11 protein-coding genes are annotated in these 13,149 nt (G+C 71.2%); 9 read left to right on the forward strand and 2 right to left on the reverse strand.

Annotated elements, in window-relative coordinates:
• Nucleotides 1–26 precede the first annotated feature (26 nt).
• The 6 genes from GA0070561_RS11470 to GA0070561_RS11495 all read left to right on the forward strand — a co-directional run bounded on the left by GA0070561_RS11470 (nt 27) and on the right by GA0070561_RS11495 (nt 6,853).
• Complete coding sequence (locus GA0070561_RS11470) at nt 27–863, forward strand: ribonuclease HI (protein ID WP_091399442.1); 837 nt, start codon at nt 27–29, stop codon at nt 861–863.
• 89 nt (nt 864–952) lie between these two features.
• Nucleotides 953–3,406: an AAA family ATPase gene (locus GA0070561_RS11475; protein WP_091399445.1), complete on the forward strand. Its 2,454-nt coding sequence runs from the start codon at nt 953–955 to the stop codon at nt 3,404–3,406.
• Complete coding sequence (locus tag GA0070561_RS11480) at nt 3,403–3,807, forward strand: hypothetical protein (protein ID WP_091399448.1); 405 nt, start codon at nt 3,403–3,405, stop codon at nt 3,805–3,807. Before GA0070561_RS11475 ends, GA0070561_RS11480 begins: the two co-directional genes overlap by 4 nt.
• A 36-nt stretch (nt 3,808–3,843) precedes the next feature.
• Nucleotides 3,844–4,242: a DUF4190 domain-containing protein gene (locus tag GA0070561_RS11485; protein WP_091399451.1), complete on the forward strand. Its 399-nt coding sequence runs from the start codon at nt 3,844–3,846 to the stop codon at nt 4,240–4,242.
• 176 nt (nt 4,243–4,418) lie between these two features.
• Complete coding sequence (locus GA0070561_RS11490) at nt 4,419–5,954, forward strand: hypothetical protein (RefSeq protein ID WP_091399456.1); 1,536 nt, start codon at nt 4,419–4,421, stop codon at nt 5,952–5,954.
• A 62-nt stretch (nt 5,955–6,016) separates the two neighbouring features.
• On the forward strand, nt 6,017–6,853 hold the full coding sequence (locus GA0070561_RS11495) for an aldo/keto reductase (RefSeq protein ID WP_091399459.1): 837 nt from the start codon (nt 6,017–6,019) through the stop codon (nt 6,851–6,853).
• Between the two features lie 261 nt (nt 6,854–7,114).
• Here the strand turns inward: GA0070561_RS11495 and GA0070561_RS11500 are convergent, their stop codons facing one another.
• Nucleotides 7,115–9,184, reverse strand: a complete 2,070-nt coding sequence (locus GA0070561_RS11500; RefSeq protein ID WP_091399463.1) for a phosphocholine-specific phospholipase C — start codon at nt 9,182–9,184, stop codon at nt 7,115–7,117.
• A 133-nt stretch (nt 9,185–9,317) separates the two neighbouring features.
• A complete protein-coding gene (locus GA0070561_RS11505) occupies nt 9,318–10,244 on the reverse strand; it encodes an AraC family transcriptional regulator (protein WP_091399466.1) in 927 nt (308 codons plus the stop codon).
• 102 nt (nt 10,245–10,346) lie between these two features.
• On the opposite strand from GA0070561_RS11505, the gene GA0070561_RS11510 reads away from it, so the two are divergent.
• From GA0070561_RS11510 to GA0070561_RS11520, 3 genes are all read left to right on the forward strand, one after another.
• Nucleotides 10,347–11,177, forward strand: coding sequence for an NAD(P)H-binding protein (locus GA0070561_RS11510; protein ID WP_091400192.1), 831 nt, complete (start codon nt 10,347–10,349; stop codon nt 11,175–11,177).
• A gap of 92 nt (nt 11,178–11,269) precedes the next feature.
• A complete protein-coding gene (locus tag GA0070561_RS11515) occupies nt 11,270–12,313 on the forward strand; it encodes an SEC-C domain-containing protein (protein ID WP_091400194.1) in 1,044 nt (347 codons plus the stop codon).
• An 89-nt stretch (nt 12,314–12,402) separates the two neighbouring features.
• Nucleotides 12,403–13,149: a metallophosphoesterase gene (locus tag GA0070561_RS11520; protein WP_091399469.1), complete on the forward strand. Its 747-nt coding sequence runs from the start codon at nt 12,403–12,405 to the stop codon at nt 13,147–13,149.

The following is a 13,149-nucleotide window of genomic DNA, read 5'->3' on the forward strand; positions in this document are numbered from 1 at the left end:
CCCTTCACAAGACGTCAGGAGGCGTCGTGCGCCCCGATGAGTTCCTCCGCGCCCTGACCCAGCTCCCCCCGCCGCTGCACGACCGCGTCCTCATCCTTCGCCCCTACACCCGCGCCACCCGTTGCGACGACTGCCAGGGCATCGGTGATGCGGTCCACCTCGCCCTCACCGCCGCCCACTACGACGAGCTGACCTCCGCCGCCGAGCTGCTCGACACCGCCGAGCGCCTCGCCGCCGCGCACACCGAGCACTCGGGGCGCAAGGCCGACTGCCTGCCGCTTCCCGACCAGGACCGTGGGCGCGGCCGGGTAGTGCGCTGGGCGAAGGCGGCCGGTCCGCTGGTGGCCGCGACCGACGCCAGCTGGAAGGGCCGCGCCGGCGGCATCGGGTACGTGGTCAGCGACGGCCACTACGGCCTGCTCGGGCGGGGCACCGGTCGGCTCGACCCGACCGGCAGGTCCCGGGTGCTCGTCGACGAACTGCGCGCGGTCGACTATCTGCTCACCGGGTATGCCGAGGTGCCAGCGGGCATGACAGTGCTGCTGGACAGCCTGACGGCCGTGCGGTACCTGCACCGCTGGCAGGCCGGCGAGACCGACCCGATGCCCGCCGGCTACAGCCTGCGGCAGCGCCGCTGGTCAGACAAGCCGACCCTGGTCCGGCTCGCCGAGCAGGTGGCCCACCGTCCCGACCTGACGTTCGCGCACGTCAAGGGGCACAGCGGCCACGCCCTCAACGAGGCCGCCGACGGCCTGTCGCACATGGCCCGCCGCCGGCGGGAGGAGTCCTTCGACCTGCGTCCTCGGGCGCACGCCCTGGTCGACGCGTTCCTGCGCGACTGGCACGCGAACGCCACGGTCTGACCGCGACCGCGGTAACCCGCACTTCCACCGCTCCCCCGGGCGGGCCGACGAGCCGTCGGCCCGCGGACACCACACGCCTGGAGACGATCATGACCCAGCCCGCACAGCCCACCGCGCCCCTGATCGAGCTGATCTTCGACCGACTGGCTGCCGCTGACGACGTCCCGACCGAGACCGCCGAGCTGGTCCTCGCCGCCCTCACCGGCGAGGAGGACCTGACCGCCGCCCTCGCCGGCACTCCCACCCGGCTGGACCCCCGCTCCCCCGCCGACGACGGTCCGGCGGAACGGATCTGGTTGAAGTCGGTGACCGTCGCCGGGTTCCGCGGCGTCGGCCCGGAACGGACCATCCAGATCGGCCCCGGGCCGGGTTTCACACTGGTCGTCGGCCGCAACGGCTCCGGCAAGTCCAGCTTCGCCGAGGCCGCCGAACTCGCCCTCACCGGTGACAGCGCCCGGTGGGCCGACAAGACCAGCGTCTGGCGTACGGGGTGGCGCAACCTGCACAACCCGGACCCGTGCTGGGTGGATGTGGAGCTGCGCGTCGACGGGGTGGCCACGCCGACGCGGGTGCACCGGGCCTGGCCGGTCGGGGCGGAACTGGCCGACGCCGAGGTGACCGTGACCAGCGCCCAGGGCAGGCAAGCGGACCTCTCCGAGCTGGGTCTGGCCCGCCCCCTGGAGCTGTACCGGCCGTTCCTCACCGCGGCCGAGCTGGGCAAGCTCGCCGCCGGAACGCAGAGTCAGCTCTTCGACGCGCTCTTCGCGATCCTCGGGCTGGACGCGCTCACCGACGCCGACCAGCGTCTGCTGCGCGCCACCCGGCCGCACGACAACACCATCAAGGAGGTACGCGCACAGCGCGCCACCCTGGTCGCCACGCTTGACGGGATCGCCGACGAGCATGCCCGGCGGGCCGCCGTGCTGCTGCGTGGCCGGGGCGCGGTCGACGTCGGCGCGGTGACGGCGATCCTCGACGAGCCGGACGAGGCGACCACCGACCGGGAGGTGCTGCTCTGTCGGGAGCTTGCCGCCCTCGCCCCGCCGCCGGCCGACGAGGTGACAAGGCTCGCCGGTCAGCTGCGGGACGCGGCGGCGGAGGCCCGGCGGTATGACGGTGGTCGGTCCCGGGCCGCGCTGCGTAGCGCCGAGCTGCTCCGCCTCGCCCTCGAACATCACGAGGACGAGGGCGACGGGTCGTGCCCGGTCTGCGCCACCGGCACCCTCGACGGTGGCTGGCGTGCCGCCGCCGCGGAGTCGCTCAGCGAGCTTCGGCAGCGCAGCGTCGCCGCCCAGACGGCGACGACCCGGCTGACGGCTCTGCTGCGGCAGACGCACCACCTGATCGACGACCTCGTTGTGCCCGAGGGACCCGGGTCGGAGCCGGCGGCCGGGGTGCTGCGCGACGCCGTTGTCGCGCTGCGGCGCGTACCCGGGGAGCCGGCCGAGCTGGCCGACCACCTGGCCGCGCGGTACCCGGCGGTGGTGGCGGCGGCCGACGCGGCCCGCGCGTACGCCGAGGGGTTTCTGCGGCAGCGCGACACCGGCTGGCGGGCGGCGGCGGCTGAGGTGCGCGAGTGGGTGGCCACCGTCGGCGGACTGCCGGCGCGGGAGGCGGCCCTGGCCCGGTTGAAGGCAGCGCGCGCCTGGCTGAAGGACGCCGGTGGGGAGATCCGCAACGAGCGGGTCGCGCCGTTCGCCGGGCACTCGCAGCAAATCTGGGCGCAGCTGCGGCAGGAGAGCAACGTCGAGCTGGGGTCGATGACGTTGGAGGGCGCGAACACCCGACGGCGGGTGGTCTTCCCGGTCAGCGTGGACGGCGCCGACAACGGCACGGCGCTGGGTGTGATGAGTCAGGGTGAGATGCAGGCGCTCGGGCTGGCGACGTTCCTGCCCCGCAGCTGCGCCCCGGAGAGCCCGTTCCGGTTCATCGTGGTCGACGACCCGGTGCAGAGCATGGACCCTTCGAAAGTGGACGGTCTTGCCCGGGTGCTCGCCGAGCTGGCCGAGCAGCGGCAGGTGGTCGTCTTCACCCACGACACCCGGCTGCCGGACGCCGTCCGCCGACTCGATCTCGGCAAGGCGCGGATCATCGAGGTGACCCGCGCGGAGAAGTCGGTGGTGACGCTGCGGCCCGGCTCCGACCCGGTTACCCGCTACCTGGACGACGCGAACGCGTTGGCGCGCAACGACGAGATCCCCGCCGAGGTGCGCGGGCCGGTGGTCGCGGAGCTGTGCCGCTCTGCGGTGGAGGCGGCCTGCCATCGCTCGGTCTGGCGGAACCGGGTGGCGCGGGGTGTCCGGCACGCCGACATCGAGGAGGCGATCGAGGACGCGTCCCGGCGGGTCGCCACCACCGTCGCGTTGGCGGTGTTCGACGACGCCGAGAAGGGTGGTGACGTGCTCGGCTGGCTGGGCCGCCGGCACGGACGACGTGCGGTGAACGCGTACCAGGCATGTCGAGAGGGTGTGCACGGCGCGTACCTGGCGGACCTGCCCGGCCTGGTCGCGGACGCCCGCCTCCTCGTGGCGGCGCTGTCGTGACCGCGCCGACGCCACAGCGCTGCCTGGCGGCGGCCGATCAGCTGCTGCGCGGGGCCGGGTTGCTCGGCGCCACTGCGGTGACCGCGGGCTGGTGGCAACGGGCCTGCGCCTGTCTGATCCGGCTCGCCCTCGAAGGCGGCGTCGACGCCTACTGGCGGCGGGTGAAGCCGGCCGTGGCGGCGTGCCGGCAGGGCCGCGCGAAGCAGTTGATGCTGCGCGGCCGGCTCGGGCCGGGCCGCGAAACCGCTCGTCGAGTGGCCTTCGCCTGGGCGACGCTCTCCACGGCCACGCACCACCACTGCTACGAGCTGGCGCCTACGGCAGCGGAGCTGCGTCGCCTGCACACCGAGGTGAGTGCCCTGCTCACCCGACTCCAGGCGCCCGCCAGCAGCACGAGCTGACCCCCGACATCTGACTCGACCAAGAGGGATATCGCCTTGTCCTACCAGCCTGGATACGACCCGACCCGTCCGCAGCCGCCGATCTCGGCCGTTCCCGCCAGCCCCTACCCGCCGCCTTACTACCACCAGCTGCTGCCCCAGGTGGTGGTGCAGGCCCCGCCCTCGTCCAGCACCGCTACCGCGTCGATGGTCCTCGGCATCCTCGGCGTTCTCGGTGGCTGGTGCCTGTTCGGGATACCGTGCGTCCTCGCGGTGATCCTCGGCCACGTCGGGCTCCACGAGACCCGCAATGGCACGAAGTCCGGACGGGGAATGGCCGTGACAGGCCTGATCCTCGGTTACGTCTTCGTCGGCCCGATGATCGCGCTCACGGTCCTGGTCTTCTTCGGCGGTGTGATCGGGGCGGCTACTCCAACGCCGACGCCAACCCCGTGAGCACATCGGCGGCTGCGCGTCGCTGCGGCGACCCGACGCGCTCGCGCCACGCGTTCGACCTGTTCAGCCACTCTCGTGTGGACAGTACGCGGGATGAGGTGCCGCTCCGGTTGAGCCGGGGTGACCTGCTTGACACGTACTGTGATGCTCCCGTTGTCGATCATGAAGGATGTGGGATGGCGCTCGATGGACCGATGGTCAGCCTCGTCGAGATCGAGCCGGGGCTGGCCGTGCTCTTCGCGGACCAGCCGCCCGTCGGCCTCGACCTGATCCCCTTCGAAATGATGAGCCCTCACGCAAGCCAGGGCCTGACCGACAAGCTCGCGATGGCCTCGGGCATCGGCAATCTCGCGGCGCAGGGCGCACAGGGCGCGGCCACCGCGCAGGGGCTGGTGCGTCTGGCGCCCGAGACGTTGCAGGCGCTCAAGACGGCGCAGCCGATGACGTCGGGCGGCTGGAACCTGGGTTCGCTCGTCACGAGCAAGGGAAAGATCGCCGCCTCCGTACGCTGGGCACCTGTGACGGGGGCGCAGGCCGCATCCATACTCAGCGCTCTCGGGCCGGCCGCCGCCCTTCTGGCGCTGCAGGTACAGCTGGCGTCGATCTCACGTCGTATCGACGAGAACATCCAACTCACCCGTGACGTCCTCCAGGCGCTGCACGAGGATCAGTGGACGACGCTGCTTGGCCTGCACGAGACGACAATGCGCGCCGTGCGCGAGGCCCAGGCGGCCGGCGCCGTCAACGACCACATCTACGCCGCCATCGCGACCAGGGAACCGGACCTGCGCAAGCAACGGCTGCTCTTCAGGTCGTTCGTCCGCGGGCACATCAAGGCGCTCGACACTGAAGGACAGAGCCGCCGTGCCCATATCCAGAAGAACATCGAGCAGATTCTCGCCGACGCGCACGGCATGCTCATGGCGGAATGGTCCTGGTATCGCGCTCAAGTGTTGCGTGCGGGCCACATCAGCCGCGACGAGGCGAACGCCGTCGAGAACGAACGGCTCCTGGCCGAGCTGGTCGCCGACACTCAGTGCGAGCACACACGAGCCATGGACGAGGTGGCGGATCTCCTCACCGACCTTGAACGTCAGTGCCGTCTGATCGCCGAACTCCCGGTCGAGTGGAGCCTGCCGTTCACCACGAAGCGCCAGAACACCCGGGACACCGTTGCCATGGCCGGGGCCTTGGCCGAGCGGGTGGCGACCCTTCGCAACCGCGTTCACACGCAACCCGGCCCGCTGGATCCGCCTCTCACCGTATTCGCCGAGGCTGTGCCAGATGACGTGCTGCGCATCCTCCGGTGGGTCGTACCTGGCGAGGAACCCTTGCTGGCCATCGCCGACGTCAATCTCGACCGCCTCGTCGGCGAGGACGCGTACCTCGGCGTCACACCCGCACGTCTCTTCATCTCGCCACAGAGCTCGGTTCGCAAACAAGGCGTGATCGAGCGCGAGTTCCCTCTCGCGGACGTGCGCTACGTGCGGTTCCGCGAACGCGACAAGCGGGGCCCGGTTCTGGACATCATCACCACGGACGAGAACATCAAGCTCACTTTCGACGACTGGGCCGGCAAGGGGCAGGGGTTGGACGACACCCGCCGGCTCGCCAACCTCCTGGCCGCAGCGATGGATCTACCCGAGTCCGAGCGGCGTACCGACCCGCTGCTGAGCGGCGAGTCCTCGACGACGCGGGCGCTCACCCGGTAACCGCAAGGCGTTCAGCAACGAGCCTCCGTCGGCGCGCAGCTCGTACGGGTAGGGTCCCAATCATGACGATTCCCCATCTTGCGGCAGCCGACGGCACCACTCTGCCGGCGATCGGGCTCGGCACGTACCGGCTCAACGGCTCGGCGGGTGTCGACGCGATCGGTCAGGCGATCCGGGCGGGCTATCGGTTGATCGACTCGGCGGTGAACTACGAGAACGAGGGCGCGGTCGGCCGGGCCGCCCGGTCGGCCGGTGACGTGCGGGACGAACTGATCGTCACCTCGAAGCTGCCGGGGCGGCACCACCGCTACGACGAGGCGCTCACCACCATTGAAGAGAGTGTGTTCCGCACCGGCCTCGACCGCGTCGACCTGTACCTGATCCACTGGCCGAACCCGAAGGTCGACCTGTACGTGCAGGCGTGGCGGGCGCTGATCGAGGCCCGTGAGCGCGGGCTGGTGCGGCACATCGGGCTCTCCAACTTCCTGCCCGAGCACATCGAGCGGCTGGTGGCCGAGACCGGGGTCGCCCCGGTGGTCAACCAGATCGAGGTGCACCCGTACTTTCCGCAGCAGGAGGCGATCGACTACCACCGGGAGAACGGCATCCTGGTGCAGGGTTGGAGCCCGCTCAGCCATGGCAACGACCTGCAGCAGCATCCCGTCGTCGTGGAGATCGCGACCGCGCTCGGCGTCAGCCCGGCGCAGGCGATCCTCGCCTGGCACGTGGCCCGTCAGGTGATCCCGCTGCCCAAGGCCGCCTCCCCGCAGCGGCAGGTCGAGAACCTGGACGTCTTCGGCATCAAGCTCACCGACGCCCAGGTCGAGGCCATCACCGCGCTGGGCCGCCCGGACGGGCGTCTCTCGGACCAGGACCCAGCGGTGTACGAGGAGTTCTGACCGTCGCTTTACCTGTTGTCGCGGGTGAGGGCCGCGCACCAGTGGCATGGCGTGGTCGCTACGAAGCGTGACCTCGGGACGAGAGGGTTCCATGACGAGCGTTATGACTCAGAGGAATATTTATACCTGTGAGTCATAACGCTCAACGAGACATCCGCCTCCAGCCAGCGGTCGACCGGGCCGCGCGGCGAGGCGGCGGGACGACAGCGGGGCGACATCGCGTCACCCGGGTCGGCAGCGGCCCGGGTGACGCGGTGCCGCTTAGACGAGCCCGCCGAGGGCAGGGTCGCTGATGCTGTCCTTGCCGTTCTCGACATGACCCGCGCAGCGGTACGAGAAGTCGGCGTCACCGGCGACGGAAACCGTCAGGTCGTACCAGCCGTGGGTGCGGGCGAGCGCCCACGTGACGCGCTCGGTCTCGCCGGGGCGCAGCGACAGCTTGACCGGTCGGGCGTTGTACCCGTCGCGGACCGTCACCTCGACCCGCTTCGACAGGCGGTTCTTGAGGGTGAGGGCCAGCTTGTAGTCGCGCTCGTCGTAGGCGGGGGTGACGTCGAGGTGGGACCGACCGTCGGTGAACCGGCGGACGAAGCCGTTCGGCCCGTGCACCGACAGGTCGTACCCGGAGGTGGCCGGCCAGGTGTCGGTCAGGTGCCTGCCCGGCTCGACGGTGTAGCTGCGCGGGGCGTCGGCGCTGCCAGCCTGGCGGACCTGGAAGACCGCGGCGACCCCGCCGGAGTTGCGGAAGTCGATCCGGAACGAGTCGTCGCCGCGGTACCCGTCGGCGTGCAGGGTGTACGGGATCGGCCGTGCCGGGCGTACGCCGTGCTCCTGCTTCGGCAGCCGCTGGTCTGCCGGCGGAACCGGCACCTCGTCGGGGTGCCGGACCAGTTCCTCGGGCTTGAAGTCGTCGGTGTCGGGCAGCCTGACCTCGCGCGAGCGGTTCGGGTGCCGGAAGTCGAAGGCCGTGGTCAGGTCGCCGACGACGGCCCGCCGCCACGGGGTGATGTTCTGCTCGATCAGGTCCGGCCGGCCGTGCCCGAACCGCGCCTCCAGGAACTTGATCAGTGAGGTGTGGTCGAAGACCTGCGAGTTCACGTAGCCGCCGCGCGTCCATGGCGAGACGATGACCATCGGCACCCGGATGCCGAGGCCGTACGGCCCGGCCGGGTGGTCGGCGTCGCCGGGGAAGATCTCGTTGGTGGTCGGCACTGTCGACTGCCCGTGCTCGCGGGTCTGCGGGGGCGTCGGCGGGACCACGTGGTCGAAGAAGCCGCCCTCCTCGTCGTAGGTGATGAAGAGCGCCATCTTGCTCCACACCTCGGGGTTTGACGCGAGGATGTCGATGACCTGGGAGATGTACCAGGAGCCGTACGCCGGCTCCCAGTTCGGGTGCTCCGTGTACGCCTCGGGCGCGGTGATCCAGGAGACCTCCGGCAGACGTCCCGCCTCGACGTCGGCCCGGAAGTCGGCCAGCAGCGCCTCCGGGTCGCGGCCCTGGGTCCTGACCTCGGTGCCGGTCTTGGCCCTGTCGGCGAGCGGGCTGCCGGGCTGCGCGTTCTGGTACTGGTGGAAGTAGAGCAGCGAGTTGTCGCCGTAGTTGCCGATGTACGGGTCGTTCGTCCAGCCCCAGGACCCGGCGGCGTTGAGGCCGGTGCCGACGTCCTGGTAGATCTTCCAGGAGATGCCGTTGCGTTCCAGCCGCTCTGGGTACGTGGACCAGTCGTAGCCGGCCTCGGCGTTGGTGATGACCGGGCCGCCGCCCTCGCCATCGTTGCCGACCCAGCCGCTCCACATGTGGTAGCGGTTCGGGTCGGTCGGCCCCATCAGCGAGCAGTGGTAGCTGTCGCAGACGGTGAACGCGTCGGCGAGCGCGTAGTGGTACGGCAGGTCCTGGCGGGTGTGGTACGTCATCGCCGTGACGCCCTTGTTCGGCACCCACTTGTCGAACCGGCCGTCGTTCCAGGCGGCGTGCCCGTCGTTCCAGCCGTGCGGCGGGTCCGGCAGGAAGGTCTGGCCCAGGTCCTTCACCTCGGGGCGGAAGGGCAGCAGCTCGTCGGCCCCGTTGGGCTGGTGCCACACGTCCTTGCCCGACGGCAGTGTCGCCGGATGGGGGTCACCGAAGCCACGTACGCCGCGCATGGTGCCGAAGTAGTGGTCGAAGGAGCGGTTCTCCTGCATCAGGATGATGACGTGCTCGACGTCCTTGATCGAGCCGGTCCGGTTGTTCGCCGGGATGGCGAGCGCCTTGCTGAGGTCCAACGGGAGCGCCGCGCCGATCGCGGGAACTCCCATCGCCTTGAGGAACGTACGGCGATCCACGGTGCCCATAACTCCGCCTTTGTGCGACCTGGTCGGGAAACTGGCGACCGGACGCTACCGACGACGGGTTGACGGCAGATGACCGTAGTTCGTTGGTTTTGCGACCACTCGTCGACCGGCTCTGGGCCTGAAGAGCAGCCGCTCAGGCCGCCGTGGCGTCGACCCGGGTGAGCCGTCGATGCCCGCTGGGGCTCATGCCGTGCACGCGTTTGAAGGCCGCGCTGAAGCCGAACGCGTCGGCGTACCCGAGGTGACGCGCCACGGCGGCGACCGTCGCTGTCGATTCGGCCAGCAGGTCGGCGGCCAGTGTCATGCGCCAGTCGGTCAGGTAGGTGAGCGGTGGTTCGCCCACCAACGCGGTGAACCGTTTGGCCAGTGTGGACCGGGAGACCCCGGCCTGCGCGGCCAGGCTGGCCAGCGTCCACGGCCGGCCCGGCGCGTCGTGCATGGCGCGCAGCACCGGCCCGACCGTGTCGTCGCTCAACGCGCGGTACCAGCCGGGGGCCTCGGCCTCCGGCTGGTCGAACCAGTCCCGCACCGTGCACACCAACAACCAGTCCAGCAGGCGGTCGAGCACGACCTGCCGTCCGGGCCGACCCGCGTCGAGTTGGGCGTCCAGGTAGTCGCGCAGCGCGGCGCAGTCCTGGTCTTCCGGCACGACGAGCACCGGCGGCAGCGCACCCAGCAGCCGCTGCGGCACCCGACCCCGGACGTGGTACACCCCGACCAGCAGCACGAGGCTGTCGGTGTGGTCCGTGCCCACCGGGTCGAGCACCCCGGTCCGGCCGCGCCGGACGTCCCGCAGTTCGCCGGGCTCGAAGCTCGACCGGGGCTCGGCGGAGAAGACGAACGGCGCCGGCCCGCGCACGGTGGCCGTCTCGCCGACCCGGACCAGGCGAGGCTTGTCGCTCTCCGGGTGGGAGATCCAGCCCTCGCCCCGCATCGGGACACAAAGCGTCAGCGGGGCGCCGTCGGTGAACCGCAGCGCCCACGGCGGCGTCAGCACCGACCGGCCGAAGGCCGCGCCGTCGGCGTGCACGCCGCGCAGCAGATTGTCGAACGGGTCCATGCACCGACCATAGATCGCGGAGGATGGACCGCGGACGATCGGACATGCCTGGCGTACGACAGGACATGTCCCGCCTGCGGCTGGGCGAGTTGACTCGTGGTCATGACAACTGATGCACCTTCGACACTCGTGATGGCCGGCACCGGCAAGACCGGTCGCCGGCTGGTCCAGACACTGCGGGCGGCGGGTCGGCACGTCCGGGCCGCCTCTCGCTCCGGTGAGGTGCGGTTCGACTGGTCGCGGCGGGACACGTGGCGGCCGGCCCTGGCGGGCGCCTCGGCGGTCTATCTGCTCGCCCCGGAGGACCCGACGCTGGCCACCGACTTCGTGACGCTGGCTGTCGACTCGGGTGTCGGCCGGATCGTGGCGCTCTCCGGACGGGGGATCGACCGGGTCGGTGACTTCTCCCCCGGGATGGTCGCGGCCGAGGAGGCGGTGCGGAAGTCCGGCATCGAGTGGACGATCATCCGGCCGAACAACTTCTGTCAGAACTTCAGCGAGGACCTGTTTCGCCAACCGCTGCTCGACGGTCGGCTGGCCCTGCCGATGGGCGCCACCCCGGAGCCGTTCGTCGACGCCCAGGACGTCGCCGACGTGGCCGCGACGCTGTTGACATCGCCCGGTCACCACGAACAGGTGTACGACCTGTCCGGTCCTCGTGCGCTCACCTTCGACGCGGCGGTGGCGACGATCGCCCGGGTGACCGGTCGTTCGATCCGCTACGTGGAGCTCACCCCGGAGGAGTACCACGCCGAACTGCTCGCCGAGGGTTATCCGGCGGAGGCGGCCACGGCGCTGAACGCCCTGTTCGCCGGGATGCGGGCGGGCCACCTCGCCGAACCGACCGACGGGGTACGGCGGGTTCTCGGGCGGGACCCGCTCGACTTCGACACCTACGCCGCCCGGGCCGCGGCGGCCGGCGCCTGGTCGTAGTCCGCCCGGCGGGCGGCATGAGACGCGGCGTGAGAGCGGCGTAACAGGTGATCTGCCCGCATACCGTGAGTACCCCGACGTACCGTGAGATCGTGCCAACGAGAGAGACACTCACCAAGGCTGACCTCGCCGAACTGCGCCGCTCCGCGCTCGGGACGGCGAATCCGCTCGGTGTCGCCGCCGACCTCGCGGAGGCCGCCGAGCAGGGCCGGCTGGAGGACCCGGACGATGCCGGGGACGCGCTGACTCTGGCCGCCGAGATCGCGGAGATCCGAGCGAGGCCCGAGGCAGCGCTGCGGTACGCGGAGCAGGCCCTGGCGGCGTACCCGTCCGGGGACGACCCTCGGGCCGGGTTCGCCCGCGCGCTGCGGGCCCGCGCGCTGTTCCGGGCCGGTGGGCGCGACGACGAGGCGATGGCGGAGTTGACCGCGTTGCGCCCGTTGCTGCTCGTGCAGCCCGACGCCCCCGCCTACGTCAGTGCCGCGCTGGACGCCGGTGGGCGTTCGGCGACCGCCGAGACGTGGCTGAGCGAGGCTGTCGACACAGTGCTCAACGAACGTGCGACCGCCGCGTCCGGGCCGGCCAGCACCGCGATCGACCCGGTGGTCGATCTCGGTCCGCCGGACGCGCCCGGTGTCGCCTTCTTCCTGTTGCAGCAACGGCATCGGGTACGCCGCAATCTGAACCTGCCGCACGACCGGCAGGACGACCTGGCGGACCGGTTGGAGACCCAGCTCGTGCGCCGGGCCGGGGAGCGCCGGGACGCCGAGTCGGATCTGCTCTTCTGGCCGCGGGCCGAGTTCGATCGCCTGCTCGCCGAGCACCCTGCCCTCACGGATGTGTACGGGCCGGACTGGGACGCGCACCGGGGCCGGCTGGAGACGGAGTTGGTTCGGCTGCGGGGTGCCGGTCAGGCCGGGTTGGGCGTGTTCGGCGCGACGGTGGCCGGGTTGACCGCCTTCGCCGGTCGACGGGGCGGCGATCCGGCCGACGCGGCGGTCCGCGCCGGCTACGCGGCCGAGGTGTCGGCGCGGCCCAGCGCCCGGATCGCCTGGCCGCCGGAGCGCAACGACGCGTGCTGGTGTGGTTCGGGCCTCAAGTACAAGAAGGACTGCCTGCCGCGCTCGCGGAGCTGACCACGGCGGCTAACGCGCTGCGGCGGCCGACCTGGCCCGGAGTAGCGTCCCTAACGGCTTCGACACCAATAGCCGTTAGGAGCGACTTCGTGCTGGTCATCGCGCATCTCAGTGACACCCACCTCGACAGCCATCCCCGTTCGGCCGAGCGGACCGCCCGGGTCATGGACTACCTGCACGGTCTGCCACGACCTGTCGACGCGATCCTGATCACCGGGGACATCGCCGATCACGGCGAGGTGGCCGAGTACGAGACCGCCGCGAAGCTCTTCGACTCCTCGCTGCCGGTGATGGTCTGCCCCGGTAACCACGATGTGCGCGACGCGTACCGCAAGGGTCTGCTCGGTGACGACGGCGGCGGCACCGGCCCGATCAACGCCCGCCACGACGTGGCCGGGGCGGTCTTCCTCCTCGCCGACTCCTCGGTGCCCGGCGCGGACGACGGTCACCTGGACGAGGAGACGATGGCCTGGCTCGCCGACGAGCTGGGTTCGGTGCCGGCCGGGACGCCGACGTTCATCGCCCTGCATCACCCGCCGGTGGTGCTGCACCACCCGGTCATCGACCCGATGCGGCTTCTGCCGGCCGACCCCCTGGCCGAACTCGTCGCCGCCCACCCGCAGGTCGTCGCCGTGTTGACCGGGCATTTCCACACTGCCGCCGCGAGCACCTTTGCGGGCCGTCCACTGCGGATCGCACCGGGTGTGGTGTCCACCCTGCGGATGCCCTGGGAGGGCGAGGGCCCGTTGGCCACCCAGACCCAACCGCCCGGCGTCGCGTTCCACGTGTACGACGACGCCGGGCTGCTCACCACCCATTACCGGGTGGTGGTCTGA

The organism is Micromonospora saelicesensis, from assembly GCF_900091575.1.
In the GTDB taxonomy this organism is placed as follows: Bacteria; Actinomycetota; Actinomycetes; order Mycobacteriales; family Micromonosporaceae; genus Micromonospora; species Micromonospora saelicesensis.